The organism is Streptomyces sp. PA03-6a, from assembly GCF_033792765.1.
GTDB lineage: Bacteria > Actinomycetota > Actinomycetes > Streptomycetales > Streptomycetaceae > Actinacidiphila.
Genome location: NZ_JARAVK010000074.1, coordinates 16,907 through 38,112, shown reverse-complemented (window position 1 = coordinate 38,112; position 21,206 = coordinate 16,907). Strand labels below are relative to the sequence as shown.

The following is a 21,206-nucleotide window of genomic DNA, read 5'->3' as shown; positions in this document are numbered from 1 at the left end:
GAAGGAGCCGGGGCGGGCTTGATGTCCGCGACCGGCGCCTGACGCGCGGCCGGGACGGGCTCGGGCTCGATCGCGACCGCGATGTCCTCGACCTGGTCGGCGGCCTCACCGCGCCAGGTCGCGACCGCGTCCTTGCCGCGCTCGGCCAGGCCGTCGTAGGCCTCCTTGGCGCGGACCGCGTACTCGGCGGCACGGCCCACCTGCTGCAGCGCGAAGTCCTGCGCGGAGTCACGCAGCTTGCGCAGGTCGCCGTCGATGGTGCCCAGGAGCTCGTTGACCTTGGCCTGCGCCTTGGTCTGGGCGTCCTTGGCCTGCGCGGTCACCTTCTCCTGCACGGCCTTGGGGTCGGTGCCGCGGATCTTCTCGATCCGCTCGGGGGCCTCGGCGCGGATCTTCTCGATCAGCGGCGGGACCTCCTTGAGCTTCTCGGCCGCGAGGTCCGCGGTCCCGGCCAGCGCGTACAGCGGGGTCGGGTCCTTGAGGGTCTTGACGATGTCTTCGGTGATCGCCATGAGGGTTTCTCCCGTTTGAGGATGGTGGCGTGTACGTCTGTTCAGTCGCCCGTTCCGCGCGACCGGGCGCAGCCGGTCACCCGGCGGCCGCGGCGTCGTCGCCGCTGCCCGGTCCGGCCGGTCCGGACGCGTTCGGCTTCAGCACGGCGACAGCCTTCTTCGCCGCCTTCTTCGCCACGTGCTCGCGCGGCGCGGCGGGCTGCTCGTCAAGAGCTTCCTCCACTGCGGCGTTCTCCTTGCGGAACGACTCGTAGATCTGCAGGAGGACTTGCTTCTGCTTCTCGTTGATCGCCGTGTCGGCCAGGATGGCGGTCCGCACCTCCATCCCCTCGCCCTGGTCCCGCTCGTCGAGGATCCCCGCCTGCACGTACAGAGTCTCGGCGGAGATGCGCAGCGCCCTGGCGAGCTGCTGCAGGATCTCTGCACTGGGCTTGCGCAGCCCGCGCTCGATCTGGCTGAGGTAGGGGTTGGACACCCCCGCGGCGTCGGCGAGCTGACGCAGGGACAGCTGCGCGTTGCGGCGCTGCTCCCGCAGGTACTCGCCGAGGGTGCCGACGTTCAGTGAAGCCATGCCTCCGAGGATGGCGCGCGGTGCTAACTTTTGCAAGCAAGGTGCTTGCAAAAGTCTCGTTAAGGGGATGTGACATCCCCCGCACGGCCCAGCCGGCCGCCCCAGCGGCGAACCCACGGCGCCGCCCCGGCACGCTGTCGGCCCCGGCGCGCACAATGCCGCCGTGGACCTGCGCGCCGAACTGCTCCCGCCGCCCGTCAGCCCGGAACGACTGGCGGAGGTCGCCCGTGAGATCGAACGCATCACGGACCTGGCCGGGTCCGGCGAACCGGCGGACGAGGCCGTGGCCGTGGCCGTGGCCGTGGCCGTGGCCGTGGCCGTGGCCGTGGCCGTGGCCGCGTTCAACGAGCGCACGGGCCACGAGTACCTGCTGTCCGACTTCGTCTGCTGCGACGCGTCGCGCGGCCTGGAGGAGTTCGCCCGGGAGGCCGCCCGGCCCGCCCGGCCGCGGGTGGCGGACATCACGCGTGAGGAACTCGTCGAGATCGTCCGCCGTGTCGATGCCGACCCGGCCGGCGAGGACACCGACTACTACCTGCGGCTCTTCGACTGCAACACCCCGCACCCCCGGGCCTGCGACCTGCTCTTCCACCCCCCGGCCGGCCTCGAGGACGCCCCGCCCGAACGGATCGTCGACGCCGCGCTCGCCTACCGGCCGATCGTCCTGTGAACCGGGGCCGGGTGGCCGGTTGACCTTGACCTTGGGGCAGGCCACAGCATCGAAGCGGCCGGGCGGCGTGCCCGGCCCGAGGGAGGGAGCCCGCCATGGACTCGCTGACGATCGGGGCGTTCGCGAAGGCGTCCCGGCTGTCGCCGAAGGCGCTGCGACTGTACGACGAGCTGGGGCTGCTCACGCCCGCGCGGGTCGATCCGCTGACCGGCTACCGCCACTACGCGCCCGCCCAGCTGGAGCGCGCCCGGCTCGTGGCCTGGCTGCGGCGCCTGGGGATGCCGCTGGCCCGCATACGTGAGGTGTGCGCGCTGGACGCGCCCACCGCCGCGCGGGAGATCCGGGCGTACTGGGCGCAGGCCGAGGCCGCGCACGGCGCGCGGCGGGACCTGGCCGCCTTCCTCGTCGATCACCTGTCCCGGAAGGACTCCGTTGTGAACGACGCGAACGGCACCAACGACGCGAACCGCTCCCTGGAACTGCGCTACGCCGCCCTGTCCGACGCCGGCCTGGTCCGGCCCGGCAACCAGGACACCGCCTACGCCGACGCCCGGCTGCTGGCGGTGGCCGACGGCTTCGGAGGAGAGGGGGCGCCGGCGGGCGCCGCCGCCGTCGACGCGCTGAGGGAGCTCGACGCCGCTGCCGCCCCCGGCGGTCTGCTGGACCTGCTGCAGGACGCGCTGGACCGGGCCGACGAGACCGTACGCGGCTTCGCGGACTCGGGCACCACGCTCACCGCGCTGCTGTGGTCCGGGGAGCGGCTGGCCCTCGTCCACATCGGGGACTCCCGGGCGTACCTGCTGCGCGACGGCGAGCTGTTCCGGATCACGCACGACCACACGATGGTGCAGTCGATGGTGGACGAGGGCCGGCTGACCGAGGCCGAAGCCGCCTCGCACCCCCAGCGGTCGCTGCTCGTACGGGCGTTGGGTTCCGGCACCCGTCCCGCCGGGCGCCTGCCCGACCTGCGGCTGCACGACCCGCGTCCCGGCGACCGCTACCTGCTGTGCACGGACGGCCTGTCCACCGTCGTCCCGGACGACGAGCTGCGCCGGGTGCTCGCCTCCGGCGCCGGGCCCGGGGAGACGGTGCGCACGCTGGTCGGGCTGGCCAACGCCGCCGGCGGTCCGGACAACGTCAGTTGCGCGGTCGCCGATGTACAGGGGAGGTCCGCGGCGGCATAGTCCTCGCCCATGAGCGAGGAATGGTTTCTGCAGACACGCCACGGGGTGCGGTTCGAGTGGGGACCGGAAGGCGCCCGGCGGATCGGGGCGCACGTGGCGTGCCTGGTCGTCGTCGACGTCCTGTCCTTCACCACCGCGGTGACGGTGGCCGTCGAGGCGGGCACCGCGGTGCACCCGTACGCCTGGCGCGACGCGACGGCGGCCGCGTACGCGCGGCGGGTCGGGGCGCGGCTGGCCGTGGGGCGGCGGGAGGTCAGCGAACGCTCGCCGTGGTCGCTGTCCCCCGCCGCCCTGCGCCGTGCGCCGTACACCCCGCGGCTGGTGCTGCCCTCGCCCAACGGATCGACGATCGCCGCGGCGGCCGGGGAGGCGGCGACCGTCGTCGCCGCCTGCCTGCGCAACGCGACCGCCGTCGGCGCGTGGCTCGCCCGGCACGGCTACGGCGTCCGGAACCGCCCCGTCGCGGTGATCGCCGCGGGCGAGCGCTGGCCCGACGGGACCCTGCGGCCCGCGCTGGAGGACCTGCTCGGCGCCGGTGCGGTCGTCACCGCGCTGCGGGGGCACGCCCCCGCCGTGACGCTGTCCCCCGAGGCGCGCGCCGCGGCGGCCGCCTTCACCGGGGCGCCCGACCCCGCCGGCACCGTCGCGGCCTGCGCCTCCGGGCGCGAGCTCAGCAGCGGCGGTTTCCCCGAGGACGTCGCGATCGCCACCGAGTTCGACGCCGCCTCCGTCGTCCCGGTCCTCTCCGAAGGAGCCTTCTCCTCGCGGCCCATCGCGGACCGGAACTGACCGCATCGGTGCGTAACGTCGAAGACATCGAAGGACGCCGGGAACACCGGCGCCCACGACCGAGGCCCACGGCCAAAGGGAGCGCGCGATGCCGACGGTGGTACGGAACGAGACGGGTGAGCGGGACGCGCTGCTGGCGTACCTGGAGGCGCAGCGCGGCGGGATGCGCCGCGCGGTGCTCGGGCTCACCGACGAGCAGGCCTCCTCGCGGCCGAGCGTCAGCGAGATGAACCTCGCCGGGCTGGTCAAGCACGTCGCCAGGACCGAGGAGTCCTGGGTGCAGGGCCTGCTGCTGGGCCACGAGGACAAGAAGGGCACCCAGGCGGACTACCTCGACGGCTTCCGGCTGCTGGAGGGCGAGACCCTCGCCGGCTGGCTGGAGGAGTACGCGCGGATCGGCCGGGAGACCGAGGAGGCCGTCCTGGCGCTGCCCGACCTGGACGTCGTGGTGCCGCTGCCGGACGCGCCCTGGAACCCGCCGGGCATGAAGGTCAGCGCCCGCTGGATCCTGCTCCACCTGATCGAGGAGACCGCCCGGCACGCCGGGCACGCGGACGTCATCCGCGAGTCCCTGGACGGCCGGACGGCGTTCGAGCTGGTCGCCGAGGCGGCTCAGCAGGGCAAGCCCATGGGCTGACCGGTCACGCCCCGGTGGCCACCGGTTCCTGCAGCTCCGTCACCCATGTGTCGGGATGCCCCTCGCACTCCAGGTACAGCTCCCGGGGGTAGCCGAGGGACCGGTGGCCCTGGGCGTCGATCCCCCGCGCCAGGGCCTGGGCGCTGCGCAGGACGTCGTCCATGGAGCCGCGGTGCACGATCGTCGCCGCGCTCTCCAGCTCCGGCAGGTCGACGACCGCGAAGTCGTACCCGCCGTCGGGATCGGCCGCGACCTGCAGCCCGGCGTGGACGAGGATCGCGCCCTCCCCCTCCGGGGCGTCCTCGTAGTACGCGATCCCCGGCCCGACCGGCCGCACGCCCGCCGCGTCCAGCCGCCGGCACAACTCGTCGTACAGCGGCTGGATGACGGGCCCGATCTGCGCCGGCTCGAACCCTGCCGCGGTCGCCGTCAGCTCCGCGAGCCGCACCGCGGGCACCCTCTTGATCACCACGTCGTCGGTGGACATCCGTCCCTCGCTCTCGATCGTGCGGAGCCTCGCCTCGACACCCGCCAGCCGCGCCGCGTCCGCGGCCATCGCCGCCGCGAGCTCGGCGCGGCGCAGCCGCAGCATGCCGCGCAGCTGCTCCGCGCTCACCTCCTCGTCGAGGATCGACCGCACCTGTTCGAGCGTGAAGCCGAGGTCCTTGAGGGCGATGATGCGGTTGAGCCGGGCGAGCTGCCCGGCGGCGTAGCTGCGGTAGCCGGTGGCGGGGTCGACACGGTCGGGGCGCAGCAGCCCGACGGCGTCGTAGTGACGCAGCATGCGGACCGACACGCGGCCGTGCCTGGCGAAGTCTCCGATTCCGAACATGACGTCTCCGAGTCCAGCGCCTCACACGGTGTGAGGGTCAAGCGGGACGGCGGATGCCCCGGCGCACGGTCGGCGCCGGGACATCCGGGGGGCGAACGGGGTCAGCCGCGCAGCTCGGCGGCGACCAGCTCCGCGATCTGGACGGCGTTGAGCGCGGCGCCCTTGCGCAGGTTGTCGTTGGAGAGGAAGAGCGCGAGCCCGTGCTCGACGGTCTCGTCCACCCGGATCCGGCCGACGTAGGAGGGGTCCTTGCCCGCGGCCTGCTGCGGGGTGGGGATCTCCGACAGCTCCACGCCCGGGGCCGCGCCCAGCAGCTCGTACGCGCGCGCCACGCTGACCGGACGCTCGAAACGTGCGTTGACCTGCAGCGAGTGCCCGGAGAACACGGGCACGCGGACGCAGGTGCCGGACACCTTCAGCTCCGGGATGCCCAGGATCTTGCGGGACTCGTTGCGGAGCTTCTGCTCCTCGTCGGTCTCGAAGCGGCCGTCGTCGACGATCTTGCCGGCCAGCGGGACGACGTTGAACGCGATGGGCCGCTGGTAGACCGCGGGCTCGGGGAACTCCACGGCCTCGCCGTCGAAGGTCAGCTCGGTCGCCCGGTCGGCGACCTTGCGCACCTGGCCGTCGAGCTCGGCGACACCGGCCAGACCGGAGCCGGAGACCGCCTGGTAGGTGGTGGCGACGAGCGCGGTCAGCCCCGCCTCCTCGTGCAGCGGGCGCAGCACGGGCATGGCGGCCATGGTGGTGCAGTTCGGGTTGGCGATGATGCCCTTGGGCCGGTCGGCGATCGCCTGCGGGTTGACCTCGGCGACGACCAGCGGGACCTCGGGGTCCATCCGCCAGGCGGAGGAGTTGTCGATCGCGACCGCGCCCGCGGCGGCGACCTTGGGGGCCAGCGCCTTGGAGGTGGCGCCGCCCGCGGAGAACAGCACGATGTCGAGATCCGAGTAGTCCGCGGTGGCCGCGTCCTCGACCGTGACCTCGCCGTCCTTCCACGGCACGGCACGTCCCGCCGAACGGGCCGACGCGAACAGCCGCAGCCGCTCCACCGGGAAGTCGCGCTCGGCCAGCACCTTGCGCATGACACCGCCGACCTGGCCGGTGGCTCCGACGATTCCGATCCTCATCCGGTCTCTCCGATCAGTGCGTACGTACGGTCCCGAGTATCCCCCGAGGCGGCGAGTGCCCGGAGTGCCGTCTCGAGCGACGGTCGCCCGGCGGGCAGCAGCGGCAGCCGCACGTCGGGGGTCGGGATGCGTCCCTGGGCGTGCAGCACCGCCTTGATCACCGTGGGGTTCGGCTCGGCGAAGCAGGCGGCGGCGAGCCCCGCGAGCGCATGCCCGCGCTCCGCGTCGTGGAAACGGGCCTCCTCCACCCACCGCTCGGTGGCCAGGTGCGCGGACGCCGCGATCGCCCCCCGCGCGCCCAGGGCGAGCAGCGCCGGCGCGAAGACGTCGTCCCCGGCGTACAGCGGCACCTCCCCCACCAGCAGCACGGTGTCCTGGTCGATGCCGCCGACGGCGTGCTTGAAGCCCTCGACCCCGTCGATCGCGGCGATCGCGCGCACCGTGTCGGCGGTGAGGGCGAGCCCGGTGCGGTAGGGGATGTTGTAGACGACCAGCGGCACCGCCGACGCCCGCGCCAGCGCCTCGAAGTGCGCGACGACCCCCTCCTGCGAGGGCCTGACGTACGACGGCACGGACACGAGCGCGGCGTCCGCGTCCAGCTCCGCGAGTTCCGCCGCGGCCCTGCGCGTGTCCGGCCCCCCGGCGCCCACGGTGTACCGCAGCCCCCGCTCGCGGCACACCCGCCCCACGGCCTCCCGGACGACCGCCTTCTCGGCCTCGTCCAGCATCGCCGCCTCGGCGGTCGTCCCCAGCGCCACCAGCCCGGCGACACCCCCGTCGGCCACCTCGTGCGCCAGCCGCCCCAGCGCGCCGGCGTCCACCCGGCCGGCCTCGTCGAAGGGCGTGATGAGCGGTACGTGAATACCCATGCCCTCGAGCGTGGGCCCACGGCACCCTCAAGGTCCAGTTAATAGTCCTTCATCGCACCGGTAAGCAGTACTGCACGAAGCCACATCCCCTACCCTCAGGCCCCATGAGAGACGACCGGTACGAGATCTCCGCCGACCCCGCCCGCATGGACGCCGCCCTGGTCCACCACTGGCTCTCCACCGACGCCTACTGGGCCCTCGGCCGCCCCCGCGCCGTCCAGGACGCCGCGATCGCCGCCTCCCTCAACTTCGGCGCGTACGACAAGGCGACCGGCACCCAGGTCGCCTGCGCCCGCGTCGTCACCGACCACGCCACCTTCGCCTGGCTCTGCGACGTCTACGTCACCCCCGCCGCCCGCGGCCACGGCCTCGCGACCGCCCTGGCGACCGCTGCCCGCGACCACCTGGAGGACCTGGGCGTGCGGCGCGTGCTCCTCGCGACGCACGACGCCCACGGGGTGTACGCGAAGGTGGGATTCGAGCCGCTGGAGGTGCCGGGGCACTGGATGTCCCTGGTGATGTGAGGCCCGCGCTCTGATCGGCGGTGACCGTCAGACGGGCTTGGCGAGCCTCGTCCACAGGGAGTCGAACACTCCTGAGAGAGCTCCACGCGTTCCCTCGGCTGTGGATAGAGCTTGGCCCCGACGCCCAGGACGTCATGGATCTTGATGGTCGCATCGTCGACGTTGATGACGTTGTCGGTGACAACGTACATGCCGTCGAGGGCCAAATCCCCGTTGATCAGGTAGAACTTGTGCAGAGGTGTGACCGGAATCAGTCGCACCTCGACCTTTACCTCGGGTACCGCGCCCTAACCGACCAGGTTCTCCAGGTTCTTCAAGGCCCAGATGTGGGCCGCGGACAGGCTGCTGAGTGGCTGCATGGGCCGCTCGTCGTCCAAGTCCTCGACGTTCTGCGGAAAAGCCAGTCGTACGTCGGTGCGCGGCAGCAGCAAGCACAGTGGATCAAGGACGGCTTGATTTCCCCGCGGATGATTCGTTTGACTTGCTGCACGATGGCCGCACTGAGCGACTCCGCCGTCAGGCAGTAGGCGTCGATCATGACGTGCTCCGCCTCGAACGCCTCGGCAATGGCGTCGTCCAGCTCGACACTGCCGGCCTCGACGGTCGCCGTGGCAAATCCGTTGCCGTGGGCCGCAATGGCGATCTCCCGCCAGTCGCGGGCGAGGACACCCCTGCCCTGGACCGAATCCACGCAACCCTTGCCCTCCAGCGTCTTGATCGCCTTCTAGACAGTGGCACGGGAGACATTAAGGCGCTCCACCAGCTCAGCATGTGTGGGCAGTCGCTGCCCCACCGCGATGTCGCCGCTCTCGATTTCATGACGCAACGCATCGGCCACGCGCTCATACTCGCGTCTGACCCCGCCGACAGTGCGATCGCCCGACATATCCTCAAGCGTACAACCCGTCCACTTACCAGCTGAGTTGATCCGTTACCTACACGGGCAACACGGGCACTGCGACCGCTACCAGTGTTCCAAGGACGTCACGACATGCCCTGCTCCGGCCTGGCGAAGACTCAGCGCCTTACGTTCGTCACGGGCGAAGCCGAGGAACGCCACACCCGCGCTCGCAGCGGCCAGGAGGTCGCTGGGGGAATCTCCGATCATCAAGCAGCCCTCGGGCGGTTCTCCCGTGCAGGCCATCGCACGCATCAGGCAGTGGGGATCCGGCTTCAAGAGGCCGAGGTCGGTCGCCCGCCCGTAAACATGAGCGCCGAAGTACCGCGACAGCCCGCGTCGGTGCAGATAGGCGGTCGCCGCCGCAGCGGAATTATTGGTCGTGATGGCGACCTTCCGGCCGCTCTCGACAAGGGAACGCACCAGACGGACGGCATACGGTGTCGGCAGAGCGGTCGCCGCAGCCAGGACCTCCTCCTGGGCCAGGCGCTCCTCCAGTTCCGACGTGACACGACCAGACGCATCGTGTTCCGCGGCGATCTGCAGGACGCGCAGAGGGTCGCTGACGCCGCTCAGCTCCTCCGGCGGCAGACCCAGGTCCACTGCTCGGACCCGAAGAGCCTCAGCGATGCGGGCAGCTGGGTGGCGGGCAAAAAGGTCCGCGAGGGGACCATCGAAGTCGAAGAGCACGCAACTCGCGCGTCCCAGTAGGGCCGACCCCCGTCGTCGACGGCCTCCGGGGCCGTCGCGCTAGAAGGCATGGGCCTGGCTGCGGGCCCGCCTCTCCACGAAACCCCACCTCCGGCGCCGCTCGGGGTAACGCCGGGCATGCCACTCGTTCAGCGCAGTCTCGACCTCTTGCTCCCCAGGGACGGATGCGAGCCCGAAAGGCACCTGGGCCCGCTGCAGTGCCCTCACGACCAGGCTGACGGAGGGCCCGAGAAGGGGACTCCCCGGAGCGGTGCCGAGCCTGATGGCGGCCCGGACCACGTCGGCGTAGACAGACTGGGCGTACTCGAAGTCGACGTAAGCCTGCAGGTCCGTCGCCATTCCGGCGGTCATCGCCGAGTGGCCCCGCAGGTTGAGGGTCCTCTCCCACTCCCGTTTCATCCGCTCGCGTTCGCGGTCGGTGTACTCCATCCGGACCAGATGAGTCGCAAGATCATGGAGAGGGTCGCCAAACGTGGCGAGCTCCCAGTCGAGGATGAAGAGGCTGCCGTTCTTGAGCAGCACGATGTTGTCGCGGTGGAGATCCGTGTGCAGCAACGAGTAGGGCCGCGGGTAGAGCGCTCCGATCCGCTGCCGTACCCTTTGCCGGAAACGCTCCAGCGCCTCCACCGGCACACCGAGGGCATCGAAGAGGCTGCCATACACGGGACGGTGGTCCTGGTGCACACGCTCCGCGTACTCGACCAGGAGGTCCAGGAACCCCTCGCTGTCCTTGTCGCCCGGCCATCGCGCCGGCAGCTTTGGCAACTGCTCGCGCGTTACCGTCGCCGCGTAGGCGAAGACCTCCGCGATGTCCCGCAGTCGCTTCTCGCCGATTGGAGCGCCGGAGGGCGCCTCTTGGGACAGCGCCTTCCCGTCCACGAATCGGTGCAGGGATGCGCGCCCGAAGGTGACGAGGCACTGCGGGATACCGAAGTTCGGCCGGAGTTGCTGCCCTGCGACGGCCTCGTTCAGCGCCGCCAGGACCTCGGCCTCGTCCGGCCACGTGCGCATGACGACCTTGGGCGTCGCGAGCGGCACCCGCAGCTTGATCCGTGCGGCCTCGTCCAGCGTTACTTGGGCCAGCCAGGCGAGTCGCTTGTCCAGCGTCACCACTTCATTGGAATTGTGATGACCCGTCAGAATCACGGACTCCCCGTCACGCTTCCGGCGGTTGTAGTGCCAGCGCACAAGAGGCTCGTGCAGACGACTGCGCACGATATGGCGTGGGCACGCCACGTCGGCACAATGCGCGCATATGCTCGCGGGTTTTTCCATCCGCCCCAAACCTTCGAGTTCGCATCCCGGACCTCGTGACGCGAGAGCCTAGAACACTTGCAACCAGTGACGCACACCGAAGCCTCGAGTTCCGTCAATCGAATTTTTCACGCACCACTCCCCCACAGGAGCACTCCGGCAGCCGAGATCAGCCCGCGAGAAAGCTTCCGTTACCTCACGCATGTCACTGACCAGGAAATCCGCGCCGGCTTCCAGAAGCCACTCTCCGTGTCGCGGATCACGCTCGCCAGGGGCGACATATGCCAGAAGCCTGACACCCACACTGTCGGCAACCCTCAAATCCCGCACGGAATCGCCAATCATGCGGCAATTGCCCGATTCGCCTTCCGACCCAACATGCCGCATCGCCTCAAGGAGGCAATGGGCGCGTCTGGCTTCATGATCTGAGGAAGTTCCCGACCAAAGATTCTTTCACCGAATGATCACTTCAGCCCATGCTCCTTCAGGTAAACCCGAACCGACGCCGCAGAATTGTTCGTCGTGATCGCGATTGGCAGCGCCGTATCGACCAGGAACTCAACAAGTTCGGCCGTGCACTCCGTATGGCGTGCCACCCTTTGCGGCCTGCGGCTCGGCCCCAACAGCTCCTTGTCGAGGCTCGGCGTACGCCCTCGGGCATGTCGTCCCGCTCCGCGAGGACGACCTTGACGCCTCGCATGCGGCTCAGGAGCGGAGACTCTGCTCCAAAAGGAGTCGAACCACTGCAGGCACTCGGCCCGATGCTCGGGTGCCTGAAGACTCGTACCTCCAGACCCGGTACGTCGTACATCTGGGTGCTCTCGCCGTCCGGGAAGTCCACGGCACTCGCCTCGATCTTGCAGAAACCCAAGAGCCCCTGATGCCCATTGAGCAAGTAGTCCTTGGCCACCGGAATGATGGGGACGGTCCGCACGTCGACAACCAAGTCGACGTTCCGTATGCCCAGGTCCTCCAGCAGGTTACGCAGGGCGACGAGGGCCGGAGCTCGCCCCTGGAGACGCTCTCCGCCTGGGTCACGATGGTCGCGCTTAAGCGACTCCGAGGCAGGCAGTACGCATCGATCTTCACGCGCTCCGGCTCGAAAGCCTCCGCGATGGCGTCGTCCGGCTCCGTACTGCCGGCCTCAACGGTTGCCGCCGCAGTCCAGTTGATGTGGGCAGTGACGGCCGACTTACGCGAGTCGCGTGCGAAGACGTCCTTGCTCTGGGCCGACTCCACGTAGCCCTTGCCTTCGAGCGCCTTGATCGCCTTCTGGAAGGTGTCGCAGGAGATGTCGAATGCGTCCTTCAACTCCGCAGGCATGGGGAGTTGATCACCCGCTGCGATGGCACCGTGCTCGTTTTCGTGACGCAACACGTCGGCCACGCGGTCGTACTCACGCCTGGCTCCACGCGCGGTGCCGTCGGTACTCACACCACGACCCCATTGCCAGCCTCACAACTGTCCCGTCCTCGTGGAATTTCATCCCGGTTGAGACTGACTCCATTCGATCAGCACTCTGCCAACCAAGTTGGCTGACGGAGCATCCTGCAACCCAAGCACCCCTTGCGCACGCCTCATCGATGATTCGATCGACCTAGCCGCAACCCTTGCCGCAGCCAGAGATCGATTCGTGCGGACAGCCGTCGCGCCGCGAATGATGTCGGTATAGACAGACTGGATACACTTGTAGTCTCGATACTTGGGGAGGTCATCAGCCAATCCAACGGTCGCACCCGGTCGCACAACTTCCAGGGCACGCTGCCACCGCTTGACCATCTCAACCTCTTGCGATTCCGAGTACGCCATGAGATGCAGATGCGTAGCCAGGTCGTAGAGTGGATCTCCGATCTGCGCAAGCTCCCAGTCGATAGTCCAGAGAAGCCCGTCACCATCGACCACGAAATTATCACAATGGAGATCGCAATGGAGTAGCTGATACGGTCGCTCATCGAGCGGATCAAGGTTCTTCAAAAAAATATGAAGACCATCCTCCGGAACGCCAAAAGCATTAAAGATCTCCTCGAACGTACTGCGGAGCGGGTCATAGACTCCGCTGATGGTGTGCTCCACAAGCCTACGCAGGAAGGCAGTGGAATCTTTTCCGTAGGTTGGCTCCACATACGTTGGCATTTCGGCCCGCTCAAGCGCCTGTACGTCCACGGCGGCAAGCCGACCGAAAAGTTCCTCGATCTGCCGGACATAGGATTCCGGGATATCCCGATCCGGAGTCTCCCGCCTGATCGCCGCCAGCGTTCTACCTTCAATAAAGCTATGAACGGAGAAACTCTCCACGACCTGGGCCACCTGAGGAATCCTCGGAACCCACCGTTGCAAGAAGGTCAGGAGTTGATCCTCGGAGCGAAAGTATCTCAAGTCGTACCAGAAGACACCCGGCCGCGGTTCCCGGAGCTTCAAGAACGGAAACTGGCGGCCCAGCTGAGAGGTCGCGTCCAGGCGCACCGCGTACGCTTCGTGGTGGTAGCCCTGCAGGGGACCCTCAACCAAAGTCGCCCCCAGGCGGGAAGCGAATCCTTCCGCGGCGCTGTTCACGGTCTCCTCGACTGCAGTCGCAAGCATGGACGAGCACGTCACACCCCCGACAGTCGACGTGTAGCGACGAGACTAGACCTACGCAGCCTCCGCGGGCCGGACGGATGGCGCTGTGTGTCCCCGAATGGTTATACGGTGCCCAGCACTGAGCACAAGTCAGCCAGGGAATCCACCACGTGGTGCGCGCCCGCGTCCCGAAGTGACGCCTCCTTGCTCGGCTTGCGTGCGTAGCCCAAAAAGGTGACACCTGCTCGCCGAGCTGCTGCACAGTCGTCCGGCGAGTCCCCGATCATCAACGCGCGCTTCGCCGGCGTCTCCGTGGAGCGGAGGGCTCTGACGAGGCAATTTGCACTGGGCTTCATTGACTCCCGTTCGGAAGTCCGTCCGTGGATCCTAGACTCGAAGAACCGCATCAGCCCCCTGCGATGGAGGTAGGACGCAGCAGCAAGGGGGGAGTTGTTGGTCGTGACTGCGACACTACGCCCTCTGGATGCCAGCACCTGTACAAGTTCGTCCGCGTGGTCTGTTGGAGTTGCGACGCTGGCGGCATGAACCTCATGCTTGGTTAGCAGTTGCTCCACCTCGGTATAGTGTTCCGGTCCCGTGAACTCCCGCAACACCCTCAAAGGGTCTTGACAGTCCCGCGCCTCGGGGATGAGAGCTTCACGCTTCTCGAGCCACGCTTTCAGTTGCCGCGCAACGCCGGATGCTGGGTATTGGTCGAACAGCCTGGCCAGCGGTCCATCGAAGTCGAAGAGTACACAGTCGGCCGAACCCAACAGATCCTCCAGGATCGGCATGCTGGTTACCACTGACATCGGCGTGACCGAAAGAGTGTCAACTCTGTTATGGCGCTTATCCAGGGGGGCCTCAGCAAACTGTGCAGCCTCCTGATATGAGCAGTCCTCCCCGCAACTTGTGCCATCCGGGAAGATCACTGCACTTGCTCCGCCAGGCTCCAGTGGCGGTCGAACCACTGCCGGTGCTGTTCATATAGTTCCCGGACCGCGGGCCCACCCCGCCTGGACAGCAAGGCCATGCCGCCGACCGTGAAGCCCTTGGGATTCAATCTGCGCGACGGGGATTGCCCCAGACCGCCGACCTCCTCAGCCACGATGGGGTAATAACCATGGCAGGCCTCTTCATCGTTGAAGAGAAACAATTTGAACTGAGGCGAGAGATGAGGCGCCACTCTGAAGGATATTTCCACACGCGCCCCGGGAATCGACGACTCTATATTCGATTTCAATTCCGTCAGCACGCGAACTGACTCATCGATGATTCCACGCATCTGCGTACGGAAGTCGGGATCGTCTACCATTCGGTAGCCTTGGACTCCCCCTTCGCAGGGCACTAGGCGACACGGCAAACTCATGGGAGCCATCAGGTCCGGTGTCATGATGCGAATACGCACCCGATACCGGCCTCGAGCTTCGTCGGCAATTCTCTGCATGGGAGTTCGCGTTATTTGAAGCAGCGTCTCCGACGTGAAGCCGAAAAAATCAATTCTGACATCGCGGCGATCAAACGCACGCGAGGCACATTCTCGCAGTTCATCTATCGACCTCAGTACGCGATGACCGGAGGATGCGGCCGGCCTTTCACTCGTAATTGCATCAAAAAGGACATAGGCGATGAAAGCGGCAAACGATCCACCTATGAAGCTTTTCTTGGACAAGGCGTCCCCGATCGCGGGAACAATCTGGGCAATAACACCCAACAAGCACAATGCGATAAGCGAGATCTTGACGAACCGCGGCTTCGCTGCGGCCAGGAACTCTTTGACTTTCCGCAGGGAGGCACTCCCTGCGCCTGAAGGTGTGTCCGTGGACGCCATCAACCCAGGGCCCCCCGTTCGATTGGACGAGGCAACCATGATGCCCGGACGAAGACCCCACCAACAGAGGGCAGGCAGTGTCAGGTCTCCGAGCCCAAGGCCCCAATGACCTCGGAGAGTTCCGTCACCACAGGAACCCCCGCTTGCAGCAACTCCTCGTACTTCTCGGCGTTGGGGGCATAGCCCAGGAAGGCAACACCTGCTGAGTGCGCGGCCGTCACGTCGGACGCTGAGTCACCGACCAGCAGTGCAAGGGAGCTTGGCACCCCCAGCGCGTCCAGGGCACGCAAGAGTGAGTCCGGGTGCGGTTTCATCAGAGCCGGGTCGGCGACACGCCCAAAGATCTTGCCGTCGAACCAAGTCTCGAGTCCATGTTTAGCAAGGTAGAGCCGCACCGCGTCGGGAGAGTTGTTGCTGGCCACGGCAATCAGCTTGTCCAAGCGGACGAGTTCAGCGACAAGCTTGTCCGCACATGGCGTCGGCACTGCCGTACCTGCCGCAGCGAGTTCCTCCTCCGTCACACGTCTTTCAGCTTGGACTAGCACCTCGGGAATCCTCGTATTCGATCGTCCCCTAGCGCTCTCACGGAGCATCGCATGTGGGTCGGAGGATCCGTACAGCCCCTCCGGCAGTAGCCCAGACTCCTGAAGCAACTTGTGAATCTTCCGGGCCACCCCGTCGGCTGGGTGCCTCCCGAAGAGATCACAGACTGGGCCGTCGAAGTCGAACAAGACGCACTCGGCTCGGGACAACAGCGAGGCAAGGTCCCTACGGTCAGCGTTCACACGGCTCCCTGGGTTGATCGGCTCCAGCCGACTCGCTCCACGATAAGCCTTTACACGGCACGCACAACGACGCGATGTGCTTCGCGTCGGCTTGCCGCAGGAGGCGTCCACTCCGACGTGGCGCAACAGTACACAGAGAACGGAACCTTTGAGTGAGCAGATTCGGACGCACACTGAAAGCGCAACGTCTCGTCCGCCGCCCCACCACACGTCAACCACGAGTGGGCCCTGCTCGCGGTCGGCGCACAGGCACGGAGCCACGGCATCCGGAGTAGACGAGGCAGAGCAGAGTGTCGTTGGCCTCCAAGGGAATCTTCCCGGGGCCTCAGAGCGGATCCGCGATTTTTGTCCAAAGAGAGTCGAACCACTTCTGAGAGACTTCCATACGTTCCAGCGACTGGAGGTAAAGCTTGGCCCCGACACCCAGAACGTCATAGATGTTGATCATCTCGTGCTCGACGGTGATGGTGTTGTCGGTGACAACGTAGAGGCCGTCGAGACACACTTCCCTGTTGATCAAGTACAGCTTGTGCAGGGGGGTGACAGGCACCTGCCGCACTTCGACGTGCACGTCCTGGACGGCGCCCTGGCCCTGCAGGTTCTCCAGATTCTTGATGGCCTCGACGTGGATCCCCGACAGGGCACTGAGCCGCTGCATCGGCCGAAGATCTTCGGGGTCCGCGACGTTCCGAGGGATCGCCAGTCGTACGTCGGTGCGCGGCAGCAGCAGGCGCAGGTGGATCGAGGACGGCCGGATTTCACCGCGGATGATCCGTTTGACCTGCTGCACGATGGCCGCGTTGAGCGACTCCGCGGTCAGGCAGTACGCGTCGATCGTGACGTGCTCCGCCTCGAAAGCCTCCGCGATGGCGTCGTCCAGTTCCACGCTGCCGGCTTCCACCGTCGCCGTGGCGGTCCCGTTGGCATGGGCAGCAACGGCGGACTTACGCCAGTCGCGCGCGAAGACCCCCTTGCCCTGGGCCGACTCCACGTAGCCCTTGCCCTCGAGCGCCTTGATCGCCTTCTGGACGGTGGCGCGGGAGACGTCGAAGCGATCCACCAGCTCGGCATGCGTGGGGAGTTGTTCACCCGTGGCGATGTCGCCGCCCTCGATTTCGTGACGCAACGCATCGGCCACGCGCTCGTACTCGCGCCTGGGCCCACCGGCAGTGCGGTCGTTGCTCACGTGACCCACACTACAGCTTCACGCCAGGCAAGTGGAGTTGACTGCATGGAGTTTAGTGATCTGCAGTCAGCGGCAACATGACCGTAGAGGAATGCAGTCAACTGGTCTGGCCGCCAGTCAAGTTGGGCCAGTTGACGCCATCGGGGGCCGCAGCCTCTCCGTCCCGACGACGCGCCGGGGATGACCGCGGCTGAGAGTGCAGCGCCACGACGCTTCGCACGCATCAGCAGCACCACGCTTCCGCTCAGCCACATGCCGACCCACGGGTCAAATCTGCCCCCTCCGCGCTCTACGCGCGGAGGGATCGATCCCACGCGCCTCGAAGGAGTGAATCGCTATGCCCGCTATCGCTCTGTGTGCCTTCGCGTTCGAGCAGCTCGTCCAGTGGCGGTATGGCGCGGCCGGCGCCTTCGCCGTCGGACTGTTCACGGTGGGCCACAAGGCCCGGAACACGACGTTCACGTGCGTCGGACTCGCGGTGATCGCGCTGCTCCTGGCCCAGTAGGGCCAGGCGGCAGCGGGCCCGCGCCTTGCGGTCGGCCACCTGGGAAGGGGGTGGGTCATGCTGTGGAGCCATGTGACGGCGGCACTGCTGGAGCAGTACCTGGCGTGGCAGTACGGGCCGTTGATGGGGCTGGGCGTACTGCTGGTGGGTGCCGGGTTCAAGGCCCGTTCCAGCTATGCGATGTGCGTCGGCGGGGTACTCGTCCTCCTGGTGCTGGTGTCCTACGGACACCACTGACAACGGCTAGAACGTGTCGATCGGCCACGGCCTGCGCGCGGTGCGGAACAGCGCGTCGAGGCGGGCCACGCCGCCCGGGCGGGATTCCGCGGCGCCGCCGGTGACGGTCAGGCGGGCCGCGGACTCGTCGCCGAGGTAGAGGGAGGCGAGGGCGGCGGCGGTGAGGGAGACGTCCGGGGCGGCGGAGGGGGCCGCCTCGGCGGTGGCGGTGCCGTCGGCGGCGGCTTCGAGGCGGAAGCGGCCGGCGGCGTGGCCGTCGGGGTCGGCGACGTCGAGGACGACGGAGCCCGGGGCCGCGTAGGTGCGGGCGGACAGGGCGCGGGGGACGTCGAGCAGGCGCAGCCACAGGAAGTCGCTGGTGGAGTGGACGTGGGCGGCGCGCGGGTCACCGAGCAGCAACGGCAGGACGTCGTCCGGGCCGCGGAAGCCGGTGCGTACGGTGGCGACCCAGTCGATGGCGAGCAGGTAGCGCCACAGGGCGCGTTCGGCCTCGGGGGTGGCGGCGAGCAACTCCCGCACGGTGAGCGGGACCTTGGGGAACATCCCGTGCCAGGTGTCCTCGGCCGTGTACGCGGCCAGGCCGTCGACGCGTCCGGAGGCGTCGCGGTAGAGGACGAAGATCGGTTCCTTCCAGGGGAAGGCGGGGTTGACCACCGTCCCCGTGGTGTACTCCCAGAAGCGCTCGGTGCGGTTGATCGCGCCGGGATGGCGCAGCCGCACCCGGTCGTGGAGCTGGGGGCCGAGCTTGAGGACCTCGGACGGGTCCGCCAGGTCGATGCGGCCGCTGTCGGACGGCGCTCCCTGGGGGCGGCCCGCGCGGGCGGTGTCGACCTCCCACTCGGTGACCCCCGCGGCGGGGCCGAAGCCGAAGCGGCCGTAGATCCGGTACTCGGCGGCGACGAGGATCGCGACCGGCTCGCCGCGGCGCACGCAGGCGTCGAGTTCCGCGGCCATCATGCGGGAGGCGAGGCCGCGGCGGCGGTGCGTGGCGGTGACGGAGACGTTGGTGATCGCCGAGGCGGGCAGCACCGCGCCGCCGGGCACGGTGAGTTCACGGGGCATGCTGCGGAAGGTGGCCACGCAGCGGCCCTCGTCGAACGCGCCTTGGGTGCGGTCCAGGTCCGTCTGGGAGCGGCGGAGGGCGATCTCCTCCTCGGTCACCGTCGGCGGCCGGTGGAAGCCGGTGTTGACGGCGCGCAGCCAGCCGGGGAAGTCGGACTCGCCGATCGTACGGACCTCAAGGCTCATGCCCCGCACGGTAGGCGGACCCGCGGCCCGGCCGCATCCCGTTTTCGCCGCGTCGCCGTCAGTCGCCCGCCAGCAGGTCGTCGACCCGGGCCTCGCCCTCGCGGTAGCGGCGGGCGATCTCGGTGCTGCAGCCGTCGACCGTCCGCTGCAGGGACTGCCGGCAGCGCGAGACCTGCTGCTCGTGCCGGACCAGCCGGCCCATCGCGTCGTGGAGTTCCTGGTCGGTGCGGGCCTCGAGGTCGGAGAGCTGGACCTCGGCGAGCATCTCCTCGGCGAGCTGCCGGTAGCGCTCGCTGTGCGGGGTGCCCAGGGTGACGTGGCGGGCGGAGGTGCGGTGCCGGGACGGGGTGTCGGTGAGGATCTCGGAGAGCCGGTCGAGCACGGGGGCGTCCGGGGCGGTGCGCCGGGCGAGTTCGGCGCGGAGGATGTCGATCCGGCCCTGGAGAAGCCGCCGCAAGTAGGAGAGGTCGGCCTCCTCCAGCTGGGCCTCGCGGCGCGCGGTGCGCAGCCCTTCGAGGGTGAGGTCGGCGAAGTCGGGCTGGGGGGTGCCGGCGGTGAGGGGGGAGCGCGGGCCCGGTGCCTTGAGCATGCGATCGCCTTCCGCCGTGCCGGTCGTGATGCTGTGCTTCATCGCTGTCCGTCCCCTCGTCCCCCACGTCGGGCAGATCTCGATCGTGCCACCGAGTAACTGCGTCGCGCAGGCACCTGCACCCGAACGGCGGCTCCGGACAGTTGTGCGTGAGTCCAAGCGGGCGTACGGCCCGGGTGCCGCGCGCCCCCACCGACCCGGGACAATGGCGGCATGCGTGCGGTGGCCCAGCGGGTGAGCGAAGCGAGTGTCGTGGTGGACGGCGAGACGGTCGGCGAGATCGCCGGTCCCGGCCTGTGCGTGCTGGTGGGGGTGACGCACGACGACACCGCGGAGAAGGCGGCCCAGCTGGCGCGGAAGTTGTGGGGGCTGCGCATCCTGCCCGGTGAGGAGTCCTGCTCCGACATCGCCGCGCCGCTGCTCGTGATCTCCCAGTTCACCCTCTACGGTGACGCCCGCAAGGGGCGCCGCCCCACCTGGAACGCGGCGGCGCCCGGCCCGGTCGCCGAGCCGCTGGTGGACGAGGTGGTGGCACAACTGCGGGCGCTGGGCGCGCACGTGGAGACGGGCCGCTTCGGAGCGGAGATGAAGGTCTCGCTCACGAACGACGGCCCGTTCACGGTCGTGCTGGAGATGTGAGGCGCGCCCCTCAGGGCTCGACGACCGTCTCCTGGTTCGCCGCCGTCCCGTCCGCGAGCAGCAGCGCGTCCACCGGGGTGTTGCGCTTGATCACGGCGAGGGCGATCGGGCCGAGTTCCCAGTGCCGGGCGGAGGAGGTGACGGTGCCGACCGGGCGGCCGTCCGGTCCATCCGCGGCGAGCCGTACGGGCGCGCCGTGGCCGGGCAGCTTGACCTCGCTGCCGTCGAGGTGGAGGAAGACCAGGCGGCGCGGCGGCCGGCCGAGGTTGTGCACCCGGGCGACGGTCTCCTGGCCGCGGTAGCAGCCCTTGTCGAGGTGGACGGCGGTGTCCAGCCAGCCCAGCTCGTGCGGGATGGTGCGGTGGTCGGTCTCCAGACCGAGCCGCGGCCGGTGCCCTTCGATCCGCAGGGCCTCCAGGGCCAGCACGCCGACGGGGGTGCCGACCTCGGAGAAGAAGCGCGCGGAGCTCTCTGAAAGGGTGGTGGCGGGCGACGGGTGGGCGAGGGCCTCCAGTTCGCCGCGCGGCACGAACACGTCGCGGCCGTAGGGGACCTCGCGCACCGGCCAGTCCGCGGGGACGGCGGCGATGCTGCCCGCCGGCAGGTGCACGACGGCGTACTCGCCGGTCCGGTCCGAGACGTCGACCTGGTAGAAGAACTTCATGCTCTCCAGGTACGCGATCAGCTCGGCCTGCGTGCCGGGCTCGACGTGCATCCAGGTGGCCGAGCCGTCGTCGACGAGGTAGAGGGCGTGCTCGATGTGGCCGTGGGCGGAGAGGACCAGCGCCTCGGTGGCCCGGCCGGGCGGGAGGTCGCTGACGTGCTGGGTGAGCAGCAGGTGGAGCCACGCGAGGCGGTCCTGGCCGGTGACGGCGACGACGCCACGGTGGGAGAGGTCGACGAATCCGTTGCCGTCAGCCAGGGCGCGCTGCTCGCGGAAGAGGTCTCCGTAGTGCGCGGCGACTCCCTCGTCGGGGCCTTCCGCGGGAACGGCGCCGGGGAGCGACAGCAGGGGACTGGTCGTTGTTTGTCGCTGCATGCCCACC

General features: G+C 68.6%; 27 protein-coding genes. 10 read left to right on the top strand and 17 right to left on the bottom strand.

The features are described 5' to 3' along the window. Both PV350_RS19520 and PV350_RS19515 read right to left on the bottom strand, forming a co-directional pair. A partial coding sequence (locus PV350_RS19520; protein WP_500335088.1) for a hypothetical protein occupies positions 1-512 on the bottom strand: 512 nt, incomplete at its 3' end. Between the two features lie 76 nt (positions 513-588). After that, a complete protein-coding gene (locus PV350_RS19515; RefSeq protein ID WP_499513159.1) occupies positions 589-1,083 on the bottom strand; it encodes a helix-turn-helix domain-containing protein in 495 nt (164 codons plus the stop codon). Between the two features lie 163 nt (positions 1,084-1,246). Between PV350_RS19515 and PV350_RS19510 the strand changes: the two genes are divergently transcribed. From PV350_RS19510 to PV350_RS19495, 4 genes are all read left to right on the top strand, one after another. Further along, a complete protein-coding gene (locus tag PV350_RS19510; RefSeq protein WP_500335086.1) occupies positions 1,247-1,753 on the top strand; it encodes a bacteriocin immunity protein in 507 nt (168 codons plus the stop codon). A gap of 95 nt (positions 1,754-1,848) precedes the next feature. Continuing rightward, positions 1,849-2,937, top strand: coding sequence for a MerR family transcriptional regulator (locus PV350_RS19505; RefSeq protein WP_500335084.1), 1,089 nt, complete (start codon positions 1,849-1,851; stop codon positions 2,935-2,937). 9 nt (positions 2,938-2,946) lie between these two features. Continuing rightward, positions 2,947-3,726 (top strand): 2-phosphosulfolactate phosphatase, encoded by a 780-nt coding sequence (locus tag PV350_RS19500; protein ID WP_500335082.1) that lies wholly within the window; start codon positions 2,947-2,949, stop codon positions 3,724-3,726. A gap of 88 nt (positions 3,727-3,814) precedes the next feature. Further along, a complete protein-coding gene (locus PV350_RS19495; RefSeq protein ID WP_499513155.1) occupies positions 3,815-4,363 on the top strand; it encodes a DinB family protein in 549 nt (182 codons plus the stop codon). 4 nt (positions 4,364-4,367) lie between these two features. Here PV350_RS19495 and PV350_RS19490 read toward each other — a convergent pair whose 3' ends face one another. The 3 genes from PV350_RS19490 to PV350_RS19480 all read right to left on the bottom strand — a co-directional run bounded on the left by PV350_RS19490 (position 4,368) and on the right by PV350_RS19480 (position 7,194). After that, positions 4,368-5,195: a MerR family transcriptional regulator gene (locus PV350_RS19490; protein ID WP_500335080.1), complete on the bottom strand. Its 828-nt coding sequence runs from the start codon at positions 5,193-5,195 to the stop codon at positions 4,368-4,370. A gap of 101 nt (positions 5,196-5,296) precedes the next feature. Continuing rightward, the gene (locus PV350_RS19485; RefSeq protein WP_500335079.1) at positions 5,297-6,325 is read right to left on the bottom strand and encodes an aspartate-semialdehyde dehydrogenase; all 1,029 of its coding nucleotides are present in this window, start codon (positions 6,323-6,325) and stop codon (positions 5,297-5,299) included. Continuing rightward, entirely contained in the window at positions 6,322-7,194 is an 873-nt protein-coding gene (locus tag PV350_RS19480) for a dihydrodipicolinate synthase family protein (protein ID WP_500335078.1), read from the bottom strand. Before PV350_RS19480 ends, PV350_RS19485 begins: the two co-directional genes overlap by 4 nt. Before the next feature lie 104 nt (positions 7,195-7,298). Between PV350_RS19480 and PV350_RS19475 the strand changes: the two genes are divergently transcribed. Together PV350_RS19475 and PV350_RS19470 are read left to right on the top strand one after the other, a co-directional pair. Further along, a complete protein-coding gene (locus tag PV350_RS19475; RefSeq protein ID WP_500335076.1) occupies positions 7,299-7,718 on the top strand; it encodes a GNAT family N-acetyltransferase in 420 nt (139 codons plus the stop codon). A gap of 134 nt (positions 7,719-7,852) precedes the next feature. Further along, complete coding sequence (locus PV350_RS19470) at positions 7,853-8,245, top strand: hypothetical protein (protein WP_500335090.1); 393 nt, start codon at positions 7,853-7,855, stop codon at positions 8,243-8,245. A 197-nt stretch (positions 8,246-8,442) separates the two neighbouring features. Here PV350_RS19470 and PV350_RS19465 read toward each other — a convergent pair whose 3' ends face one another. The 3 genes from PV350_RS19465 to PV350_RS19455 form a co-directional block, all read right to left on the bottom strand. Further along, positions 8,443-8,604, bottom strand: coding sequence for a GntR family transcriptional regulator (locus tag PV350_RS19465; protein WP_499513149.1), 162 nt, complete (start codon positions 8,602-8,604; stop codon positions 8,443-8,445). Positions 8,605-8,682: 78 nt separating this feature from the next. Then, positions 8,683-9,306 (bottom strand): HAD family hydrolase, encoded by a 624-nt coding sequence (locus PV350_RS19460; protein WP_499513148.1) that lies wholly within the window; start codon positions 9,304-9,306, stop codon positions 8,683-8,685. A 60-nt stretch (positions 9,307-9,366) separates the two neighbouring features. After that, entirely contained in the window at positions 9,367-10,602 is a 1,236-nt protein-coding gene (locus PV350_RS19455) for a phosphotransferase (protein ID WP_500335073.1), read from the bottom strand. Positions 10,603-10,668: 66 nt separating this feature from the next. Here PV350_RS19455 and PV350_RS19450 point away from each other — a divergent pair, with 66 nt between their 5' ends. Continuing rightward, positions 10,669-11,010: a hypothetical protein gene (locus PV350_RS19450; protein WP_499513146.1), complete on the top strand. Its 342-nt coding sequence runs from the start codon at positions 10,669-10,671 to the stop codon at positions 11,008-11,010. 276 nt (positions 11,011-11,286) lie between these two features. On the opposite strand, the gene PV350_RS19445 is transcribed toward PV350_RS19450, so the two are convergent. The 6 genes from PV350_RS19445 to PV350_RS19420 all read right to left on the bottom strand — a co-directional run bounded on the left by PV350_RS19445 (position 11,287) and on the right by PV350_RS19420 (position 16,942). Beyond that, the gene (locus tag PV350_RS19445; RefSeq protein ID WP_499516898.1) at positions 11,287-11,967 is read right to left on the bottom strand and encodes a GntR family transcriptional regulator; all 681 of its coding nucleotides are present in this window, start codon (positions 11,965-11,967) and stop codon (positions 11,287-11,289) included. A 96-nt stretch (positions 11,968-12,063) separates the two neighbouring features. Then, positions 12,064-13,134, bottom strand: a complete 1,071-nt coding sequence (locus tag PV350_RS19440) for a phosphotransferase (protein WP_499513145.1) — start codon at positions 13,132-13,134, stop codon at positions 12,064-12,066. Positions 13,135-13,262: 128 nt separating this feature from the next. Continuing rightward, positions 13,263-14,072 carry an HAD family hydrolase gene (locus PV350_RS19435; RefSeq protein ID WP_499513144.1) on the bottom strand — a complete coding sequence of 270 codons (810 nt, stop codon included), beginning with the start codon at positions 14,070-14,072 and terminating at the stop codon, positions 13,263-13,265. Then, on the bottom strand, positions 14,069-14,971 hold the full coding sequence (locus tag PV350_RS19430; RefSeq protein WP_499513143.1) for a hypothetical protein: 903 nt from the start codon (positions 14,969-14,971) through the stop codon (positions 14,069-14,071). The genes PV350_RS19435 and PV350_RS19430 overlap by 4 nt, the downstream gene beginning before the upstream one ends. A gap of 80 nt (positions 14,972-15,051) precedes the next feature. Then, positions 15,052-15,756: an HAD family hydrolase gene (locus PV350_RS19425; protein ID WP_499513142.1), complete on the bottom strand. Its 705-nt coding sequence runs from the start codon at positions 15,754-15,756 to the stop codon at positions 15,052-15,054. Between the two features lie 325 nt (positions 15,757-16,081). Then, the gene (locus PV350_RS19420) at positions 16,082-16,942 is read right to left on the bottom strand and encodes a GntR family transcriptional regulator (protein WP_500335071.1); all 861 of its coding nucleotides are present in this window, start codon (positions 16,940-16,942) and stop codon (positions 16,082-16,084) included. Between the two features lie 337 nt (positions 16,943-17,279). Between PV350_RS19420 and PV350_RS19415 the strand changes: the two genes are divergently transcribed. After that, positions 17,280-17,447 carry a hypothetical protein gene (locus PV350_RS19415; RefSeq protein WP_392614338.1) on the top strand — a complete coding sequence of 56 codons (168 nt, stop codon included), beginning with the start codon at positions 17,280-17,282 and terminating at the stop codon, positions 17,445-17,447. A 57-nt stretch (positions 17,448-17,504) separates the two neighbouring features. Beyond that, positions 17,505-17,684 carry a hypothetical protein gene (locus PV350_RS19410; RefSeq protein WP_500335069.1) on the top strand — a complete coding sequence of 60 codons (180 nt, stop codon included), beginning with the start codon at positions 17,505-17,507 and terminating at the stop codon, positions 17,682-17,684. 6 nt (positions 17,685-17,690) lie between these two features. On the opposite strand, the gene PV350_RS19405 is transcribed toward PV350_RS19410, so the two are convergent. Further along, the gene (locus tag PV350_RS19405; protein WP_500335068.1) at positions 17,691-18,932 is read right to left on the bottom strand and encodes a GNAT family N-acetyltransferase; all 1,242 of its coding nucleotides are present in this window, start codon (positions 18,930-18,932) and stop codon (positions 17,691-17,693) included. Positions 18,933-18,990: 58 nt separating this feature from the next. After that, positions 18,991-19,563 carry an RsiG family protein gene (locus tag PV350_RS19400; protein WP_499513138.1) on the bottom strand — a complete coding sequence of 191 codons (573 nt, stop codon included), beginning with the start codon at positions 19,561-19,563 and terminating at the stop codon, positions 18,991-18,993. A gap of 171 nt (positions 19,564-19,734) precedes the next feature. Here PV350_RS19400 and dtd point away from each other — a divergent pair, with 171 nt between their 5' ends. Continuing rightward, the gene (gene dtd / locus PV350_RS19395) at positions 19,735-20,160 is read left to right on the top strand and encodes a D-aminoacyl-tRNA deacylase (protein WP_499513137.1); all 426 of its coding nucleotides are present in this window, start codon (positions 19,735-19,737) and stop codon (positions 20,158-20,160) included. Positions 20,161-20,170: 10 nt separating this feature from the next. Here dtd and ygfZ read toward each other — a convergent pair whose 3' ends face one another. Further along, positions 20,171-21,199 (bottom strand): CAF17-like 4Fe-4S cluster assembly/insertion protein YgfZ, encoded by a 1,029-nt coding sequence (gene ygfZ, locus PV350_RS19390; protein ID WP_500335065.1) that lies wholly within the window; start codon positions 21,197-21,199, stop codon positions 20,171-20,173. Between the last annotated feature and the right edge of the window lie 7 nt (positions 21,200-21,206).

Bases quoted from the DNA above. Each gene is read 5' to 3' on its own strand.
- PV350_RS19480 (WP_500335078.1), bottom strand. From the start codon at position 7,194: ATGGGTATTCACGTACCGCTCATCACGCCCTTCGACGAGGCCGGCCGG.
- ygfZ (WP_500335065.1), bottom strand. From the start codon at position 21,199: ATGCAGCGACAAACAACGACCAGTCCCCTGCTGTCGCTCCCCGGCGCC.
- PV350_RS19505 (WP_500335084.1), top strand. From the start codon at position 1,849: ATGGACTCGCTGACGATCGGGGCGTTCGCGAAGGCGTCCCGGCTGTCG.
- PV350_RS19455 (WP_500335073.1), bottom strand. From the start codon at position 10,602: ATGGAAAAACCCGCGAGCATATGCGCGCATTGTGCCGACGTGGCGTGC.
- PV350_RS19410 (WP_500335069.1), top strand. From the start codon at position 17,505: ATGCTGTGGAGCCATGTGACGGCGGCACTGCTGGAGCAGTACCTGGCG.
- PV350_RS19430 (WP_499513143.1), bottom strand. From the start codon at position 14,971: ATGGCGTCCACGGACACACCTTCAGGCGCAGGGAGTGCCTCCCTGCGG.
- PV350_RS19515 (WP_499513159.1), bottom strand. From the start codon at position 1,083: ATGGCTTCACTGAACGTCGGCACCCTCGGCGAGTACCTGCGGGAGCAG.
- PV350_RS19465 (WP_499513149.1), bottom strand. From the start codon at position 8,604: ATGTCGGGCGATCGCACTGTCGGCGGGGTCAGACGCGAGTATGAGCGC.
- PV350_RS19415 (WP_392614338.1), top strand. From the start codon at position 17,280: ATGCCCGCTATCGCTCTGTGTGCCTTCGCGTTCGAGCAGCTCGTCCAG.
- PV350_RS19495 (WP_499513155.1), top strand. From the start codon at position 3,815: ATGCCGACGGTGGTACGGAACGAGACGGGTGAGCGGGACGCGCTGCTG.
- dtd (WP_499513137.1), top strand. From the start codon at position 19,735: ATGCGTGCGGTGGCCCAGCGGGTGAGCGAAGCGAGTGTCGTGGTGGAC.
- PV350_RS19405 (WP_500335068.1), bottom strand. From the start codon at position 18,932: ATGAGCCTTGAGGTCCGTACGATCGGCGAGTCCGACTTCCCCGGCTGG.
- PV350_RS19475 (WP_500335076.1), top strand. From the start codon at position 7,299: ATGAGAGACGACCGGTACGAGATCTCCGCCGACCCCGCCCGCATGGAC.
- PV350_RS19500 (WP_500335082.1), top strand. From the start codon at position 2,947: ATGAGCGAGGAATGGTTTCTGCAGACACGCCACGGGGTGCGGTTCGAG.
- PV350_RS19400 (WP_499513138.1), bottom strand. From the start codon at position 19,563: ATGAAGCACAGCATCACGACCGGCACGGCGGAAGGCGATCGCATGCTC.
- PV350_RS19490 (WP_500335080.1), bottom strand. From the start codon at position 5,195: ATGTTCGGAATCGGAGACTTCGCCAGGCACGGCCGCGTGTCGGTCCGC.
- PV350_RS19485 (WP_500335079.1), bottom strand. From the start codon at position 6,325: ATGAGGATCGGAATCGTCGGAGCCACCGGCCAGGTCGGCGGTGTCATG.
- PV350_RS19470 (WP_500335090.1), top strand. From the start codon at position 7,853: ATGGATCTTGATGGTCGCATCGTCGACGTTGATGACGTTGTCGGTGAC.